Raw genomic sequence first — 16,887 nt, forward strand, 5'->3', positions numbered from 1 at the left:
GATGACCGAGCCGCTGATGCAGGCGCTGGTGGTGCGCGGACCGCAGGAGCACGCGCTGGAGCAGGTGCCGCGCCCCGTGCCCGCGGCCGGCGAGGCGCTGGTCGCCACGACGCACGTGGCGGTGTGCGGCACCGACCTCCGGTTGCTGCGCGGAACCCTGCACGACGCCGAGTACCCGGTGATCCCGGGGCACGAGTGGACCGGCCGGGTGGTGGAAGCCCCCAGCCGGCCGGAGCTGGTCGGCGCGCGGGTGGTCGGCGACGGCATCACGCCGTGCGGGGCGTGCCCGCGCTGCGCGGAGCAGAAGCCGAACCTGTGCGAGAACCTCGACGAGGTGGCGTTCACCCGGCCCGGTGCGTTCGCCGACTTCTTCTGCATCCCCGCCGCCAACCTCCGGGTGCTGCCCGAGGAGTTGTCCGGTGCGGAGGGCTGCCTGCTGGAGCCCCTGTGCGTGGCGCTGCACGCCGTGGAGCGGGCTCCCGCGATCGAGGGGCGCGCGGTCGGGGTGATCGGCGGCGGCACCATCGGCCTGCTGGTCGCGCAGCTCGCCGTCGTGGCGGGAGCCAAGTCGGTCCGGGTCGTCGAACCGGGGGAGCCGCGGCGCGCGGTCGCCGCGGAACTCGGGTTGTCCACCGACACCGCGCTGCGGGACTGGGACGAGGACCAGCCGGAGATCGTCTTCGACGCCACCGGGGTCGCCGACGTCTTCCCACAGGGGTTGCGGGCGACCAGGCCCGGCGGGTCCTACGTGCTCGTCGGGTACTCCGGTGAGGACGCGACGAACTACGAGCCCAGCACCGCGATGCTGCGGGAGCTCTCGGTGCACGGCGTGCTCTCCGGCTACGGCCAGCTCGACCGGGCGTTGGAGGTGGTGACCAGCGGTGCGGTCCGGCTGGGCCCGCTGCTGAGCGAGCCGCTGCCGTTCCAGGAGTACGCCTCGGTGCTGGACGACCGGGGTGAAAACGCTCCGCTGCGAAGCGTTTTCACCTCCGGCGCCGAGTGAGTCAGCGCTCGCTCAGCACTTCGTCGTAGAGCTCGGCGGTACGACGCGCGACCTGGTCGAGGTCGTACCGCTCGAGCACCGCCTGCCGCGCCCGCTCCGCCGTCTCCGCCCGCCACTGCGGATCGTCCAGCGCGGCCCGGATGCCCTTGGCGAAGGCCGCGGGCGTGCGCTCGGGCACCAGCCAGCCGAGCTCGCCGTCGTCGAGCACGTTGGCCACACCGCCCACCCCGACGGCGACGATCGGCAGCCCGACCGCCATCGCCTCCAGCATCACGCTGCCGAACTCCTCGTGCAGCGGTGCCATCAGCATCAGGTCCATGACGCGCATCGCCGCCGGGACCTCCTCGTTGGGCACGTAGCCGGTGATCGTGAAGCGGTCGGTCAGGCCGCGCTGCGCCACCTCCTTCTCGAACAGGTCGCGCTCGTTGCCGTCGCCGCAGATCAACCAGTGCACCGGTTCGTCGCGCAGTTCCTCGGCGATGTCGATGATGATCGGCCAGCCCTTCTCCCTGGCGAGCCGTCCGATGTAGCCGACCACCGCGCGGTCGGACGGAACCGACCACCGCTGCCGCACTTCCGCCACCGCTTCGGGCGTGGCCGCCGCGGCGAAGCCCGTCGCGTCGATGACGTCCGGCAGCACCGCGAAGGACGACTCGGGGCGTCCGGCGGCTCTGGTGAGCACCGGCACGGTGCGCGGGGTGAGGGTGATGGTGCGGGTCGCCGCCCGGATGGCCTGCCGCTCGATCCACCGGGCGAGCGGCTGCAGCATCCGGTCCAGCGCGTTCATCGGGTGGTAGGTGACGATGATCGAGCAGTGGATGGTCAGCACCAGGGGCACGCGCAGCACGCGGCACAGCAACCAGCCGAGCAGCGGCGGGATGATCACGCCGCTGCAGTGCACGTGGATCAGGTCCGGGCGCTTCCGGTGCTTGACGAGGTGGCGGACCACGCCGAGCGCCCACGACAGGTTCAGGTCGACCATGCCGCGAATCCGCGAGCGCAGCGGCAGCACCGGCACGCGCACGCCGCGCACCTCGGTGTGCTCGGAGAGGCGCCAGCACGGCGGCGTTCCGGGGATGTCGAGGGTAAGCACCACCTGCTCGACGCCGAGGTCGTCCAGCGCCCTGGTCAACCGGTAGATCTGGGACTGCATGCCGCCGATCGCGTCGAACTTCACCGGCCACGAGGTCTCGGCGAGCTGCGGCCAGTAGAAGTGCGGGCTCAGCCGCAGCACGCGAGGTGCGCGGCGGCTCGATTCCTCTTTCACGAGTGGTGTTCTCCTGGAGATTCCAACGGCGGACGAACGCGGGCAGCGACGTCGGCCTCGGCGGAACGGGACGGAAGCGGGCCGAGGTCAGTCGGCGGCGCGCTCGGCGCCGACCGCGTGCGCCGAGTGCTCGGCGAGCACCGCGGACAGCGCGGCAACGCGCTTCGGGGCGCCGAGAACGCGCATGCAGAACTCGCAGATGTTGCGGTACCGGTCCTCGGCGAATTCCTGGAATGCGGGGTGTTCGCGGACCATCTTGCGGAAGTAGATCGGTGATTCCGGATCGTAGAAACCGGTGACCAGTCGTTCTCGCTCGGCCTGCTGATCGGCTGAATCGCCGTTGGTCCGAATGGAGCCGAGGAATACCGGTGTGCGCTTCATCGCGTCGGTGCTGACGTCCAGTTCGCAGCACGCGAAGACGTCGCCGGTGGCGTGCACCGTGGTGGTCAGGCTGTCGCAGTCCTGGAGGTCCTCGACGGGACGGCGAATTCCGAGCGGGATGAGGTCGGCTCCCCGGCCACGGTCGAGGAGTTCGTTGCGCAGGAACGGTTCGCCGGCTTCGGTCAGCGCGGCGATGATCTCCTCGTCGGTGCGCCGGTCCTGGGACGGACAGAAGTTGATCTCGGTGAGCAGCCCGAACGAGCGCGCCGCGCGCGCCGCGTTGATGGTGCGCTGCACCGGGAAGGACTGCACGTGGTAGGCGTCGGCGCTGAAGGCGATCCCGGAGATGCCCGCCTCGACGAACGGCGCCAGCTTGATCTTGGCCAACCGGTCGTCGCGGGCCCAGAACGCGTTGCTCTCGACGTCGACGACGTACCCGAGCTCGCGGGCGAAGGCGATGATCTCGCACATCTCCTCGGGGAACAGGAAGACCTCGCCGCCGCTGAAGGTGACGTGCTTCTTGCCGGACCGCAATCCGCTGCGGAGTGCCGAGTGGACCTCGTCGGAGGTGAGGCGTTCACGGCGCTGCGGACTCGATTCGACGATGCAGTGCGCGCAGGACAGGTTGCACGTGAGCGTGTAGTTGATGGCTAATCGCTCGTGCGCGGGAAACCTGTCCCAAATCGCTTCGGTAGTTTGGTCCAGACCGGCCATGGCCACCTCGTGGTTCGACGGTGCGTTCGTGAAAGAAAATCCCCAGCTGGCGCACCAGAATCCCCAGCTGGCGCCACTGTTCACACTAAGCCACCCGGGCGTGGCCGACAAGTGTCCCGGGACATCGCCCGAACCCGGTTTCGTTTCCCCGCAAGGGAATCCGCGATCGTATTCTCGAAATCCGCATCCGCAGAACCGGGCGGCGGTATATCGTCGTGGTTCGTCTCGGTCGAACATCAAGCTGGAGGAACCAGCGTGAATCAATCCAACCCGCCCGCGCAGCGCTCGCGCTGGTTCGGGCTAGCCGTGCTGTGCGCCGGCATGTTCATGATCATCACCGACGGCACGGTGGTGAACGTCGCGCTGCCCACCATCCAGGCCCAGCTGGGATTCGCCCAGGCCGACCTGACGTGGGTGGTCAACGCGTTCGTCGTCCCGTTCGGCGGACTGCTGCTGCTGGCCGGGCGGCTGGGCGACCTCGTCGGGCGCAAGCGCATGTTCCTCATCGGCTTGGTGGCCTTCACCCTCGCCTCCGCGCTCTGCGGTCTGGCCACCACGCAGGCGATGCTGATCGGCGCGCGGTTCGTGCAGGGGGTCGGCGGTGCGCTCGCCGCGGGCGTGATCCTCGGCAAGATCACCACGATGTTCTCCGACCCGAAGGAACTGGGCAAGGCGTTCGCGATCTTCAGCTTCGTGCTCAGCGGTGCCGGTGCGGTGGGCCTGGTGCTGGGTGGCGTGCTCACCGATGCTTTCGGTTGGCACTGGGCGTTCTTCATCAACGTGCCCATCGGCATCGCCGGCGTGCTGCTGGCGGTGCGGGTGCTCGACGACGACGAGGGGCTGGGCCTGTCCGGCGGCACCGACTTCCTCGGCGCGGCGATGGTCACCGCCGGGCTGATGATCGGCGTCTACAGCATCGTGGGATCCACCGAGCGGGGCTGGAGCTCGCCCTACTCGTGGGGGCCGGCCCTGCTCGCGGTCGTGCTGCTCGCGGTGTTCCTGGTCCGCCAGTCCAAGGTGAGCAACCCGCTGCTGCCGCTGCGCCTGTTCCGCTCGCGCAACTTCTCGGCGACCAACGGGCTGCAGATCCTCTACGTCGCCGCCGCTTTCGGGATGTTCTTCGTCAGCGCCCTCTACCTCCAGCTGGTGCTGGGCTACAACCCGATGCAGATCGGCCTGACGTTCCTGCCGATGACCGCGGTCACCGCGGTGGTCACCCTCGGCTTCGCCGCCAAGCTCAACGCCCGCTTCGGCGAGCGCCAGGTGCTGATCGCCGGGCTGATCCCGGTCGCGGTCGGGCTCGGGCTGCTCGCCCGCGTCCCGGTGGACGGCACCTTCGTGGTGGACTTCCTGCCGTCGATGCTGCTGCTCGGCGCCGGTGGCGGCCTGGTGGTCCCGGCGCTCACCGCGCTGGCGATGTCGGACGTGCCGCCCGTCGACTCGGGCCTCGCGGGCGGGCTGTTCAACACCATGCAGCAGGTCGGCGGCGCGCTCGGCGTCTCGGTGCTGGCGGTGTTCTCCACCCTGCACACCCAGAACCTGCGCGCCGCCGGTGAGCCGGACGCGGTGGCCCTCACCAGCGGGTACCAGCTCGCGTTCGGCATCACCACCGGGTTCATCGTGCTGTGCCTGATCGGCGTGGTCACCCTGCTGCGGCGGGTGTCCAAGGCGGCACCCGAGCCGGTCGCCGAGACCGCCAGCTGAGCGCGAAAGGGGCCGCCTCCGTCCACTGCGGACGGAGGCGGCCCCGGTCAGGTGCTAGAGCTCCGCGTGGTGGTCGCGGACCTTCGCCACCGCGCGGACCAGGTCTTCGGCGTCCTCGGCATCCCCGAGCAGAGCCTTGTGGTGGAAGATCAGCGTGGTTTCGCGGTACTGCTCGGAACCGCTGAAGTCGCGGCCCAGCGCGCGCTCCCGGCCCGCGTCGTCCCACACCGCGGCGAACCGCCGCTTGGTGTGCGGGTTGAGCATCACGCTGCGGTGCAGCGGCAGGTCCGGCGGCCACAGCGCCATGCCGAGCTCGGCGCTCACGGCCTGCGCCACCCGCTCCACCGAGGCGTCGCCGAAGGTGCCCGGCCGGAACCGGATCCCGTACTCGTAGACCGACCGCTTGTCGGCCTGCTCCGGCAGCGGGATCGGGCCGAAGTCGCCCAGTTCCGCCAGGCCGGCCTCCAGCACCTGCGCGGTCTTCTCGCGGTGCTCGTGCTGCGCGTCGAGGCGGGGCAGCTGGTCGAGCAGCACCGCGGCGGTCAGCTCCGACATGCAGTAGTTGCCGCCCATCACCTCACCGCTCTCGACGAGCTCCTCCTCGCCCGCGACGACCTCCTGGTCGCGGTAGCGCCGGGAGTCCGCGCGCAGCTGCTGGGCCCGCCGGTACAGCCGCTCGTCGGCGGTGATCACGGCACCGCCCTCGCCGCCGGCGAGCACCTTGCCGACCTGGAAGCTGAACGCCCCGACGGAACCGAAGGTCCCCACCGGGCGGCCGCGCCACCGCGCTCCGTGCGCCTGCGCGCAGTCCTCGATCAGTTCGATGCCGGTGTCGGCGACGACCTGCTGGATGCCGTCGAGGTCGGCGACCGTGCACGCCAGGTGCACCGCGATCACGGCCTTGGTGCGGTCGGAGACCGCCGCGCGGATGGCGTCCGGGGTGATGCAGCCCGTTTCCGGGTCGACGTCCACCAGCACGGGCAGCGCGCCGACCCGCAGCACCGCCGTCACCGGCGCCACCCAGGTCATGACCGGCACGATGACCTCATCGCCGGGTCCGATGTCGAGCGCTTCCAGGGCCACCACCAGCGCGCTGGAACCGTGGTCCACGCTGACGCAGTGCGCGATCTCGTTGTAGCGGGCGAACTCCTCGGCGAAGAGCCGCTCCCGCGCCCGCGAGCCGTCGCTGGCCCAGCTGATCGCCCAGCGGCGCGACCGCAGTGCGGCCACCAGCGAACGCTCGGTCTCCGCGTCGTACTGCGGCCAGCCCGGCCAGGCGCGGTCCTGCCGCACCGGAGTTCCACCGAGGACGGCGAGTTGGCTCATGCTTCTCCTCACGTAGCAGTTGTGCGGCTCGGGCGGCCCGTCATGCCGCGGGTTTGCGCAGGACCATCAGCACGTCGCGGATGCCGACGGTGGTGGGACGACCGCGCTCCCGCGTCAGTTCCGCGGCCAGCCGGTTCGGTTCGACTTCCCGGAGCAGCGCGGAATCCAGTGCGGGCGTGTCGATCTCGTAGTCCAGGTGCTCCGACGCGGAGACCTCGCACCACTGGAGTCCGCTGCGCACTGCCGCGTCCACGTAGTCCTCGAAGAACGACCGGTTGATGGTGGTGCTGTCGTGCACGTGCCACACCAGGAGGTCGGCCAGGTCCTCGGGCATCCCGGACCGCAGCAGCTCCCGCAGCTCCGCGCGGTCGTAGGCCAGGTGGGCCCACGGCGGGAGCAGCGTGTCGCGCCAGAACGCCAGGTCGCGCCCCTGGTAGCTGACGTACTCCAGCTGGTGCCCGTCGACGGCGCTCCAGATCGGGCCGAAGTGCGAGTAGAGCAGCCCACCGGGCTTGAGCACCCGCGCGGCCTGCTGCAGGGTCCGCCCGACGTCGAGGAACTGGAAGGCGTTGCAGGAGAACACCGCGTCGACGCTCGAATCCGGCAGCGGCATCTCCTCGGCGGGCACCGCGATCACCTCGCGGACACCGGATCGCGCGGCTTCCCGGTTCGGGTCCACGGAGTACCACCGGGCGACGCCGCGCTGCTCGATGAGTTCGGTCGGGAACGCCCCGCCGATCTCCGCCACCACCGCACCGGATAGATCCACGCGGCGCAGGAAATCGGCGAACACCTCTTCTTCGGACATCGCGAGGCCACGGTGCGCCACGGCAGCCTGATATGACGAATCCACTGTTCCAGCACGTCCCCTCGAGGAATGCGGTGAGCACGCGCCACCCCGGTGAGCACCCGGGGTGGCGGGAAGGAGATGCCCTGATCCGCTGTTCGGCGGATCAGGTGTCACGCCCGCTTTCCGGGGCGCGCGGAGAAATCGCCCGTCAGGCGAACGGCCAGGGCCGTGCGGTCGCGGCGATGCGGTTCCAGACGTTGATGCCGGCGATCGTCCAGATCAGCTCGGCCATCTCGACGTCGGTGAACTCGGCGGAAACCCGGGAGAACAGCTCGTCCTCGACCGGTCCTTCGCTCAACCTGGTCATGGCCTCGGTGAGTTCCAGGGCCGCCCGCTCGCGCTTGCTGAACAGCGGCACCTCCCGCCACGCGGGTAGGCAGAACAGCCGCCGCTCGCTCTCACCGTTGGAGTGGGCCTCGCGGCTGTGCTCGTCGACGCAGTAGGCGCAGCCGTTGATCTGCGATGCGCGGATCCGGACGAGCTCCAGCAGTGAATCTTCCAGCGTGACCTTGTCGAGCTCGGCGTCGAAGGCGTCCATGGCCTTGCTGATGCTGGGCGCGAGATTGTCCACCGCTAGCCGGAAGGTCCAGGCTAAGTTCGGGTCTGCGGTGTTGTCGGGCATGCAAGAACTCCCATTGGTTCAGGGATTTGCGACTGCTCGAACTCTACCCCAGGTGTCGCCGCGGTCGCACGGTTCTTCCTGTCAAAACCGGGGGTTTCGCCGCGGTTGACCGGTCAAACCGCGCCTACCTATGATGCGTTCGACGTGCCCCGGGCGGGCCGGAGCATCGGCTGGTTCCCGCGGCGATGCAGCGCAGTGGACAGGTTCCTGCCGCCGCCGAAGCGGCGAATCCGCTTCCAGATCACCCGAGTCTTCCCCCGAGTTCGTTGAACTCAACACCACTGGAGGGTTCCGCATGGCTCAGTACTATCCCAAGACCGGCGTCTGCTACGACCACGCAGAGCGGTCCAAGATCTACATGATCTACACCTTCAGCTGCAACGCGGCGTGCGACCACTGCCTCGTGGAGTCGAGCCCGAAGCGCCGGGCGAAGCTGGATCCCGCCACGGCCAAGGAGATATTGCGCCTCGGTGCCGAGCACGGGAAGAGCTTCTTAGACCTCTCCGGCGGCGAGGCGATGTTACATCCCAAAGAGGTCATGGAGGTCGCCAGCGCGGCTCGCGACCTCGGCTACTACGTCTGCCTCAACACCAACGCCTACTGGGCGCGCACGCCCGACCGGGCGCGCGGCGTCGTCGCCGACCTGAAGGCGGCCGGCGTGCAGGCCATCTTCCCGAGCGCCAGCGCCTACCACCTCAAGTACGTGCCGCTGGAGCGCGTGATGAACGCCCGGGCCGCCTGCCAGGAGCTCGACGTGGCCTACGAGCTGAACTACTTCTACTCCGCGGAGACCGAGACCGACGCGCGGATCCAGCGGGAGATGGACCTGGAGAACGAGGTCTTCTTCTTCGACGGGCTGCAGACCACCGGCAACAGCGAAGAGACGATGGGCGAGCTCAAGAAGCTCTACACGATGCGCGTCCCGGACGACATCGACGACTGCTTCAGCGTCCACCTCGGGGTGAACCCGCACGGGCACGTGGTCAGCACCTGCAACATGAACTACACCAACGCGAAGTTCCGGGACACGCCGTTCTTCCTCGGCAACTTCTACGAGCAGCCCTTCGAGGACATCCTGCGCGCCGAGCGGGAGTCCGCGGTGCTCCAGTTCCTGTACGACAACCCGCACCCGGCGCTGCACACCATGCTGCGCGAGGACGACGAGGTGGGCGAGTACTACCGGCAGACCTTCTCGGAGCGCCGCTACTACTCGGTGATCGACTACTACATCGACGTCTTCCGCGATGAGCGGACGATGTCCCGGATCGACCAGCTGCTGCCGAAGCCGCTGGCCTCGATCTGAGGCGCCGGGAGCCCGGGGAGCCCGCGGTCGGGCTCCCCGGGCTCCCGATTCACATCGGCCGGAGCGCGGTGCTCAGCGGCGGCCGCCGGAGAGGAACTCCTCGGCGGTCGCCGACCGGTCACCGGTGGCCGGGTCGATCAAGCGCAGCAGCGGGCCGGTCAGCGCCGTCGTCACCACCGCCATCACGACCAGCAGGGTGTAGAGGCGCTCGTCGATGATGCCCAGCAGCAGGCCCACGTTGAGCACGATCAGCTCGGTCAGGCCGCGCGTGTTCATCAGGAACGCCAGCGCGATCGACTGCCTGCCCTCGATGCCGCGCAACCGGGCGGCGGCGAACGTGCCGCCGACCTTGCCGCCGATCGCGACCAGGAGGATCAGCAGCAGCTCGCCGAACCCGGCGAGGTCCACTGCGGACAGGTCGACCTTCAAGCCGGCCACGATGAAGAACACGGGGAGCAGCAGGACGGAGTTGAAGCCGGCGATCCGGTCGTGCAACTGCTCGCGCAGCGCCTCCGTGCCGTCGCGGGGGATGGCCAGGCCGAACACGAAGGCGCCGAAGATCAGGTGCAGGCCCATCCACTCGGTCGCGGCGCCGGACAGCAGGGCGCCTGCGGAGACCACGGCGAGCACGGTGGGGGTGAGGTCCTTCGTCGTGGCGAAGATCCGGCGCAGCAGCGGGCGCACCACCCAGAGCATCACGGCGGTGTAGGGGACGAGCAGCGCGATCATCCACGGGTTCGCCCCGCCCGCGCCGGCCAGCGCCAGCACGCAGGCCAGCAGCAGCCACGCGAGCAGGTCGCCGATGGCGGCGGTGGTCATGGCCAGCGTGCCCAGCGGAGTGCGGGTCATGCGCAGGTCGGTCAGGATCCGCGCCAGCACGGGGAAGGCGGTCACCGCCATGGACGTGCCCAGGAAGAGGACGAAGACGACCGGGTTCTCGGTGGGGTGGCGGGTCAGCAGGAAGGCCGCCAGCGCCGCGCCCAGCGCGAAGGGGACCACAGTGGAGGCGAGTGAGACCGCGGTGGCGGTGCGGGCGCTCGCGCGAAGCAGGCGCTGGTCCAGTTCGAGGCCCACGACGAACATGAACAGTGCGACCCCGATGTTCGCCAGGGCCCACAGCAGGGGGCGGGTGTCGGTGGGGAAGAGCGCGTCGCTCACCGCGCCGTCGAACAACGTCGGTCCGACCAGAATGCCGGCCAGGACCTCACCGATCACGCTCGGCTGCCCCAAACGGCGGAAAAGTGCACCCAGCAAACGGGCCAGCGCGATGATCAGCGCCAGCCCGACGAGCAGAGTGATGATCTGATGAGTTTCCATAGGCACCATTCCCTTTGGCGTCGGGTTTCTTCGGTGGGCAGGCGGACGGGCCCGCGGCAACAGGCGGTTCTGGCCGGTCACCGGGGTGTTTTGGATTCGGTCCACCGTGTACGGAAGCCGTCGATCGGCCTCGGCGACTCTACCCCGGCGCGACGTTCCCGGGGATGGATTCTCGCTGGTGTTCACAGGTTTTCGCGGTGCCGCGCAGAATTTCCGGTAAACTTCTTGACGCGGCACCGACCGATTGCTTGACTGGTGCCGCGTCAATCATGCGACTGGTGTTCGGAAGTACTTCAATTTTCCACGTTCTCCACCAGATACGTTGTTTCGCATGGCGCGATGACCGGGGGGTTGTGAACTTGTCTAGTCGTCCGGAGGTAGCTGTGGGTGGGCCTCGACGTGCCGATGACGTGTCCTCGGGAGCCGACGCCCCGGTACAGCAGATCCCTTCCCCGGATTTCCTGGCACTGGGGCTCGGCGCCACCAACATGATGGCGATGCTGTGGTCGGTGGCGATGGGGCGCCGCGCGGTCGGCGTGGAGATGCGCGGTGAACCGGCGCTCGGGGTCCACTGGAACATCCGCGAGGACGTCTACCACCAGCTCGGCCTGATCGACCGGATGATGCTGGAAACCTACGGGGAAGCGGGCATCCCGCGGCTGGCGGACGGGCGCCTCTTCCGGCTCGCCGAGACCTTCTACAGCCCGAAGACGTCGGGCGGCAACGTCGCGGCCGACGAGATCGTCAGCTCGCTGGTCACCGACCTGCACCTGGTGGGCGCCATCGAGCACCTGGAGTTCATCGACGACCGCTGGGTCGACGGCAAGCCGAACCGGGTGATCATCCGCAACGAGCCGCCCGCGCTGCCGCCGGAGCCGGACCCGAGCAAGATCCGCGACGACATCAACGCGGTGCTGGACGGCCCCTCCACGTTCCAGACCGCGGCCTCGGAACTCCTGCGGCTCCTGCGCCGCTACCTGGAGAAGATCGAGGAGATGGACCTGGCGCGCGGTCTCGCGAGGCCCCGCGTGCGGTTGTTCCTGAACCACCGGGTGGTGGAAGCCGAGGACGACGGCTTCCTCGACTGCGGTGACGGCCGCAAGCGGATCCGCATCGAGCAGGTGCGGGAACTGGACTTCCGCGGCAGGTTCGCCCGTCGGCGCGTGCCCGGCACCGAGATCATCGACCTCGGCGTGCCGGAGCTGTTCGTGATCGCCGAGGGCTTCTACTCCAGCGACGCCGAACGGCTCGGCTTCGAGCAGCACGACGTCCTCGTCGACCACGACGACGGCCGCGGGCCGGTGGTGGCCCAGGCCGACTACCTGGCCGCCTTCGTCGAAGTGCTCGTCGACGGCAGGCTCCGGCGCCGGATCTCGTCGGTGTTCGACGACGACGGCACCGAGTACTGGGTGCGGCAGCTCGCAGTCGGCCACGAGAACGACCCCGAGGTCGGCTGGATCCTGGTGCAGGTGCCGGACTTCCGGACGTTCGACCCGGTCGAGGAGGGCGTGCTGCCCGCGGGCACGGACACGAACTCGCCCGAGTACTTCGCGACCTACCAGCAGCTGCTCTACGAGTACTTCATCGACCAGGCGGCGGAGATCCTCGAACTGCCGAAGGCGGAACTGGCCAAGATCCGGATGGACTACGGGCCGAAGCTGTTCAGCCTCGTCGAGCGGATCGGTGACGACGCCAGGCTGGCCGTCAACGGCGTCGTCGCGGGCGACTCCTTCGGCAACGGCCACTTCCTGACCAGCGGCGGGGCGAACACCGGGATGGTCGGACACAGCGCGCGCGTGCTGCGGTACTGGCAGGACCGGGATGCCGGGATCCACCCGGAGCAGGCGATCCGCACCCTGGCGGATGCGATCAAGCGGGACTCCGAGGCGTGGCTCAACGTCAGCGCGGTGGAGTTCAGCCAGGCATCGCCGATCAACTTCGGCGCCGAGCGGATCCAGGAGATCGCCGACGCCAACGGGATCTCGGTGGACGCGCGAGCGGCCACCGTCGACTCCAGCCGCCGGGTCCGGCACTCGCTGCTGACCCTGGACTACTCGGACTGGCGGCGGTTGTTCGTGCGCGGTGGCCGGCTCCACGCCGACCAGCTGCCGCCGCTGCACCCGCTGCACCCCGCGGCCCGCGATGCCGAAGACGCGGCCGACACCGACGCCAACGCGGAGATGGGTGGGACGGGCGCTCTCGCCCGCTGACCCGACATCGATCACCACCGGACCCGCCGCCGAACCGGGCGGTGGGGCGGACCAGCCGTGCCACCGCCCGGAGCGGTGCTTGGCCACCTGCTGCCGGGCGCGTGCGCCCGGACACGGAAAGGGAACGTGGATGACCACTGCTGCCGGCCACACCAATCAGGAACTCATCGAGCGCGCCCGCCGGGTGACGGCCGCTGAGAAGTACGACATCGGCACCCGGTTCCCGGCGATCTACCGCCGCGCCGAGGGCTCCTGGATGACCGACGTGGAGGGCAACCGCAGCCTCGACGTCACCGCGGCCAGCGGTGCGCTGCTGCTCGGCAACTGCCACCCGCTGGTCTCGGCCGCGATCACCGACTACATCCAGGACTACGGCACGGTGTTCGCCAGCACCCTGTCGCTGCCGCGCATCGAGCTGGCGGAGCGGTTGTGCGAGCGCTTCCCGGCCGGGGAGAAGGTGGTGTTCGGCAAGAGCGGTTCCGAGGCGACGACGATGGCCATCCGGCTGGCCCGGGCGGCCACCGGCAGGGAGCTGATCCTGACCTCCGGGTTCCACGGCTGGCACGACTGGCACCAGTCGTACCTGCAGATCGGCTACGACGCGGGAAGCGGGGTGGCCTGCTTCGGCTACAACAAGACCGCGTTCAAGCGGCTGGTCGCGGAGTTCGCCGACGAGATCGCCGGCGTCTTCGTCACCCCGGAACCGGCCTGGTTCGACGCGGCCTACTACCGCGAGCTGTCGGAGTTCTGCGCCCAGCACGGCGTGCTGTTCATGCTCGACGAGGTGATCACCTCGATGCGGTACGGCCCGAACGGCGTCAACGGCACCGGCGAGGTGCCCGCCGACATCATCACCATGAGCAAGGGCATGGCCAACGGGCACTCGCTCTCCGCGGTGCTCGGCAAGGCCGAGGTGATCGACGCCTACGACGACGCGGGCATCGGTGGCACCTACACCCGCGAAGTCCCGCCGATGGCCGCGGCGCTGGCGGTGCAGGACTTCCTGGCCGACGGCACCGAGCACGAGCGCTGCCAGCGCATGGGCAAGCTGCTCATGGACGGCATGCGCGACATCCTGGCCTCGGTCGGCATCCCGGCGTGGGTCGGCGGACCGGCCATGATGTTCGACGTGGTGGTGCCGTCCGAGGCGCTGTCCTGGGACATCTACCGCGCGGCGTTCGACCACGGCGCGTACTTCGAGGACAGCGGCACCCAGATGGTCACCGCCGCGTTCGGCGAGGCGGAGGTCGACCACGCGCTCACCGCTTTCGAGAAGGGCGCGCGCAAGGTCGCCGCGACGACGGACTTCGAGGTGTCCGAGATCGGCTTCGACCGCAAGGCCCAGTTCGCCGCGGAAGCGTTCGGCGGTGCGCTGGAGGACGACGACCGCGTGTTGAAGAGCATCGAGGAGACGGTGCGGCAGATCGCCGAGCGGACCCCGGGGATCAGCCCCCGACCCCTGCCGGCCTGTGGCTGAGGGTTCTCCGCCTGCCGGCGGCCGTCGCGGCGCGGCACCGGTTCCGCTGGTGACCGACGACGTCCGCGACGGCCGCTGGGAGCGCATCGCCCAGCGGTCGTACGGAACGGCGATCTACCGGGTCGAGGGCAGGCGCACCTACTACGTCAAGACCACGCCGCCGCGCGACCCGGACGACCTCCGGTTCCACCCGGGCAACGAGGCGGAGCGGTTGGGCTGGCTCGCGGGCCGGGGCATCCCGGTGCCGGAGGTGGTGGAGCTCGGCGAGTCCGAGGACCTCCAGTGGCTGGTGACCACGATGGTCCCGGGTCGCCCGGTGGCCGGTGGCTGGGCCCCGCACGAGCTGCCGCGCGTGCTGGAGTCGGTCGCCGACCTCGCCCGCGCCCTGCACGAGCTCCCGGTCGGTGAGTGCCCGTTCGACCGCGGGCTCCAGAGCTCGCTGGCCGGTGCGCGGACAGCGGTGGAGCGGGGCACGGTCGATCTCGACGACCTCGATCCGGAGCACGACGGCTGGTCCGGGGACCGGCTGCTGGCCAAGCTCGACGCCACGCCGCCACCGCCCGAGGTGGACGTGGTGGTGTGCCACGGCGATCTGTGCCTGGACAACGTGCTGGTCGACCCGGAGGGCAAGTCGGTTACCGGGGTCATCGACGTCGGTCGGCTGGGAGTGGCGGACCGGTGGCTGGATCTCGCCATCGTCCTGCGCGACATCGGCGAGGAGACCCGGGAGCGGGGTTACGACCCCGACTGCGCCGAGGTGTTCCTCCGCCGCTACGGGCTGACCGAGATCGACGAGCGGCGCTTCTACTTCTACCGGCTGGTGGACGAGTTCATCTGAAAGACCCTGCCGCCGATCTCGGCCCGGGCCGAGATCGAGCGCAGCTCGCAACGGGAGGACCGGTTGTCCGGTGTCGATCCAGCGCTGCCCGCGCGCGTCCTGCTCCTCTCCCCGCACCCGGACGACATCGCGTGGTCCTTGGGCGGTGTGGTGGCACGACTGCGCGGTGCGGCGGAACTGTCCGCGGTGACCTTCTTCAGCCGTACCCGCTACGCACCGGGCTGCGCGGCGCACGGCGACGTCGCGGCTTCGGAGGTGCGCGCGCGGGAGGAGGACGAATGGGCCCGCTGGGCCGGCGTGCGGGTGGACCGGGGTGACCTGCCCGACGCGAGCCTGCGCGGCTACGACGACGACACCGAGATGGGAGCCGAGCCGGCTGCCGACGTGGTGTCGGCGGTCGTCGCGCTCCTGGCCGGTGCGGTGCGCTCGGTGCGCCCGGACTTCGTGCTGGCCCCGCTGGCGATGGGCGGGCACGTCGACCACGCGGCGGTGCTCGGCGCGGTGACGACGTTGGCCGTGGACTGGTCGGCGGAGCTGATCTGGTACGAGGACCTGCCGTACGCGGCGACCGAGCCACCGCCGTCGGCGGGCCACCCGGTGGTGGTGGACGTCGGCGGGGTCTGGAGCGCCAAGGAGCGCGGGGTCGGTTTCTTCCCCTCCCAGCTGCCCGACGAGGTGTTGCCGGTGTTGCGATCGCACGCCGGAGTGGACGGTGCGCGCGCCGAGCGCCTGTGGACGTCCTCGGTGGACGGTGCGCGCGGATTCGAGAGCCTGCTGTCGTCCCGGAACACGCCCTCGGAGCACGACCCAGCGATCCAAGCGCTGCACAGCTGAACAGTGCCGCCCGCAGCGAAGTCCGGGCGACGAGAAGGGGGTTGACCGCGAACCGGATCAACCCCCACTCCGCTCACCGGGACTGTTGCGCCCCCAGCAGGACTCGAACCTGCGACCTAAGGATTAGAAGTCCTTTGCTCTATCCAGCTGAGCTATGGGGGCATGTTCGGTGAGCTGCAAGCATGGAGGGTAGCGGTACCCGGTTGTCGCCGTGGCATCGACGCCGCACCGTTGCCGAGCCGTGGCCGAACGGCAAGCTGATCGACAACCGGGCCCGTAACAACAAGCGTCGTCGCTGGTCAGGCTGACGGCATCACGATCGCCTTCCGGAAATCGCGCGGACCGCCCAGCAGCCGCCGTACACCCCTGCCGGACGTCCGCGCGGAAACCGCGAGCGCGCTTCGCGGTCAGGCCCTCTTCACCCGGTAGCGGAGGTGCGTGACGCCGGTGCCCTCGACCACCACGACCGGACCCTCCAGCTCCGCCGGTGCGGTGGCGAGTTCACCGAAGAGCGTCTTGCCGCCGCCGAGGACGACGGGCACCAGTTCGATCCCGACCTCGTCGAGCAGCCCGGCCTCCAGGCACTGCCGGGCGATCTGCCCGCCGTTGACGACCACGTCCTTCTCCCCGGCGATCTCCTTCGCCCTCGCCACCGCCGCCTCGATGCCCTCGGTGACGAAGACGAAGTCCTCGTCGTCCGCGGGGCGATCGTCGGGCCGCTGGTGGGTGAGCACGACCGTGGTGACGTTCATCGGGTGGCGGCCGCCCCAGGCCTTCGTCATGTCGTAGAGGTACCGGCCGACGACCAGCGCACCGGTGTTCTCCCACTCCGGCCCGACCAGCGCCGCGCTCGCCGCGGAGATGCGGAGAGCAGGCACGTCGGGGCTGGCCGAGGGGAGTTCGACGTCGCTGTTGCCGTACCACTGGAACAGCAGGTCGAAGCCGCTCTCGCCCGGCCCGGCGATGTAGCCGTCGAGCGACATCGTCGTGCTGCCGGTGGTCACCTTGCCCATCTCGTCTCCTCCGTCGTCGACTCGTGTC

At 69.7% G+C, this 16,887-nt stretch carries 14 protein-coding genes and 1 tRNA gene; 7 read left to right on the plus strand and 8 right to left on the minus strand.

All coding sequences use genetic code 11. The features are described from left to right. Position 1: 1 nt before the first annotated feature. A complete protein-coding gene (locus C4T78_RS27535) occupies positions 2–1,003 on the plus strand; it encodes a zinc-dependent alcohol dehydrogenase (protein ID WP_177247550.1) in 1,002 nt (333 codons plus the stop codon). Between the two features lies 1 nt (position 1,004). Here the strand turns inward: C4T78_RS27535 and C4T78_RS27540 are convergent, their stop codons facing one another. Together C4T78_RS27540 and C4T78_RS27545 are read right to left on the minus strand one after the other, a co-directional pair. Further along, positions 1,005–2,270 (minus strand): glycosyltransferase family 4 protein, encoded by a 1,266-nt coding sequence (locus C4T78_RS27540; RefSeq protein ID WP_143185813.1) that lies wholly within the window; start codon positions 2,268–2,270, stop codon positions 1,005–1,007. Between the two features lie 87 nt (positions 2,271–2,357). Further along, positions 2,358–3,365: a radical SAM protein gene (locus C4T78_RS27545; protein ID WP_177247551.1), complete on the minus strand. Its 1,008-nt coding sequence runs from the start codon at positions 3,363–3,365 to the stop codon at positions 2,358–2,360. 255 nt (positions 3,366–3,620) lie between these two features. Between C4T78_RS27545 and C4T78_RS27550 the strand changes: the two genes are divergently transcribed. Then, complete coding sequence (locus C4T78_RS27550) at positions 3,621–5,069, plus strand: MFS transporter (RefSeq protein ID WP_218161571.1); 1,449 nt, start codon at positions 3,621–3,623, stop codon at positions 5,067–5,069. A 54-nt stretch (positions 5,070–5,123) separates the two neighbouring features. On the opposite strand, the gene C4T78_RS27555 is transcribed toward C4T78_RS27550, so the two are convergent. The 3 genes from C4T78_RS27555 to C4T78_RS27565 all read right to left on the minus strand — a co-directional run bounded on the left by C4T78_RS27555 (position 5,124) and on the right by C4T78_RS27565 (position 7,867). Next, the gene (locus C4T78_RS27555; RefSeq protein WP_093351395.1) at positions 5,124–6,395 is read right to left on the minus strand and encodes a DegT/DnrJ/EryC1/StrS family aminotransferase; all 1,272 of its coding nucleotides are present in this window, start codon (positions 6,393–6,395) and stop codon (positions 5,124–5,126) included. Positions 6,396–6,435: 40 nt separating this feature from the next. Beyond that, complete coding sequence (locus C4T78_RS27560) at positions 6,436–7,203, minus strand: class I SAM-dependent methyltransferase (protein ID WP_143185815.1); 768 nt, start codon at positions 7,201–7,203, stop codon at positions 6,436–6,438. A gap of 190 nt (positions 7,204–7,393) precedes the next feature. Then, a complete protein-coding gene (locus C4T78_RS27565) occupies positions 7,394–7,867 on the minus strand; it encodes a carboxymuconolactone decarboxylase family protein (protein ID WP_093351401.1) in 474 nt (157 codons plus the stop codon). Positions 7,868–8,162: 295 nt separating this feature from the next. Between C4T78_RS27565 and C4T78_RS27570 the strand changes: the two genes are divergently transcribed. Beyond that, positions 8,163–9,170, plus strand: coding sequence for a radical SAM protein (locus C4T78_RS27570; RefSeq protein WP_177247552.1), 1,008 nt, complete (start codon positions 8,163–8,165; stop codon positions 9,168–9,170). Between the two features lie 72 nt (positions 9,171–9,242). Here the strand turns inward: C4T78_RS27570 and C4T78_RS27575 are convergent, their stop codons facing one another. Next, positions 9,243–10,487, minus strand: a complete 1,245-nt coding sequence (locus tag C4T78_RS27575) for a cation:proton antiporter domain-containing protein (protein ID WP_093351406.1) — start codon at positions 10,485–10,487, stop codon at positions 9,243–9,245. 410 nt (positions 10,488–10,897) lie between these two features. On the opposite strand from C4T78_RS27575, the gene C4T78_RS36175 reads away from it, so the two are divergent. The 4 genes from C4T78_RS36175 to C4T78_RS27590 all read left to right on the plus strand — a co-directional run bounded on the left by C4T78_RS36175 (position 10,898) and on the right by C4T78_RS27590 (position 15,846). Further along, a complete protein-coding gene (locus tag C4T78_RS36175; protein WP_143185817.1) occupies positions 10,898–12,697 on the plus strand; it encodes an FHA domain-containing protein in 1,800 nt (599 codons plus the stop codon). Between the two features lie 130 nt (positions 12,698–12,827). After that, positions 12,828–14,174: an aminotransferase class III-fold pyridoxal phosphate-dependent enzyme gene (locus C4T78_RS27580; protein WP_177247553.1), complete on the plus strand. Its 1,347-nt coding sequence runs from the start codon at positions 12,828–12,830 to the stop codon at positions 14,172–14,174. 49 nt (positions 14,175–14,223) lie between these two features. Then, entirely contained in the window at positions 14,224–15,012 is a 789-nt protein-coding gene (locus C4T78_RS27585; RefSeq protein ID WP_093351411.1) for an APH(3') family aminoglycoside O-phosphotransferase, read from the plus strand. Positions 15,013–15,075: 63 nt separating this feature from the next. Further along, the gene (locus C4T78_RS27590; protein WP_177247554.1) at positions 15,076–15,846 is read left to right on the plus strand and encodes a PIG-L deacetylase family protein; all 771 of its coding nucleotides are present in this window, start codon (positions 15,076–15,078) and stop codon (positions 15,844–15,846) included. 88 nt (positions 15,847–15,934) lie between these two features. Here C4T78_RS27590 and C4T78_RS27595 read toward each other — a convergent pair. Then, a tRNA-Arg gene (locus C4T78_RS27595) sits at positions 15,935–16,008 on the minus strand. Between the two features lie 245 nt (positions 16,009–16,253). Continuing rightward, the gene (locus C4T78_RS27600) at positions 16,254–16,859 is read right to left on the minus strand and encodes a dihydrofolate reductase family protein (protein ID WP_093351415.1); all 606 of its coding nucleotides are present in this window, start codon (positions 16,857–16,859) and stop codon (positions 16,254–16,256) included. Between the last annotated feature and the right edge of the window lie 28 nt (positions 16,860–16,887).

The organism is Saccharopolyspora kobensis, from assembly GCF_900108315.1.
GTDB classification, from domain to species: domain Bacteria; phylum Actinomycetota; class Actinomycetes; order Mycobacteriales; family Pseudonocardiaceae; genus Saccharopolyspora; species Saccharopolyspora kobensis.

Excerpts from the sequence above, each read along its gene's own strand:
- C4T78_RS27565 (WP_093351401.1), bottom strand. The coding sequence starts at position 7,867 with ATGCCCGACAACACCGCAGACCCGAACTTAGCCTGGACCTTCCGGCTA.
- C4T78_RS27560 (WP_143185815.1), bottom strand. The coding sequence starts at position 7,203 with ATGTCCGAAGAAGAGGTGTTCGCCGATTTCCTGCGCCGCGTGGATCTA.
- C4T78_RS27545 (WP_177247551.1), bottom strand. The coding sequence starts at position 3,365 with ATGGCCGGTCTGGACCAAACTACCGAAGCGATTTGGGACAGGTTTCCC.
- C4T78_RS27580 (WP_177247553.1), top strand. The coding sequence starts at position 12,828 with ATGACCACTGCTGCCGGCCACACCAATCAGGAACTCATCGAGCGCGCC.
- C4T78_RS27575 (WP_093351406.1), bottom strand. The coding sequence starts at position 10,487 with ATGGAAACTCATCAGATCATCACTCTGCTCGTCGGGCTGGCGCTGATC.
- C4T78_RS27555 (WP_093351395.1), bottom strand. The coding sequence starts at position 6,395 with ATGAGCCAACTCGCCGTCCTCGGTGGAACTCCGGTGCGGCAGGACCGC.
- C4T78_RS27535 (WP_177247550.1), top strand. The coding sequence starts at position 2 with ATGACCGAGCCGCTGATGCAGGCGCTGGTGGTGCGCGGACCGCAGGAG.
- C4T78_RS27570 (WP_177247552.1), top strand. The coding sequence starts at position 8,163 with ATGGCTCAGTACTATCCCAAGACCGGCGTCTGCTACGACCACGCAGAG.
- C4T78_RS27600 (WP_093351415.1), bottom strand. The coding sequence starts at position 16,859 with ATGGGCAAGGTGACCACCGGCAGCACGACGATGTCGCTCGACGGCTAC.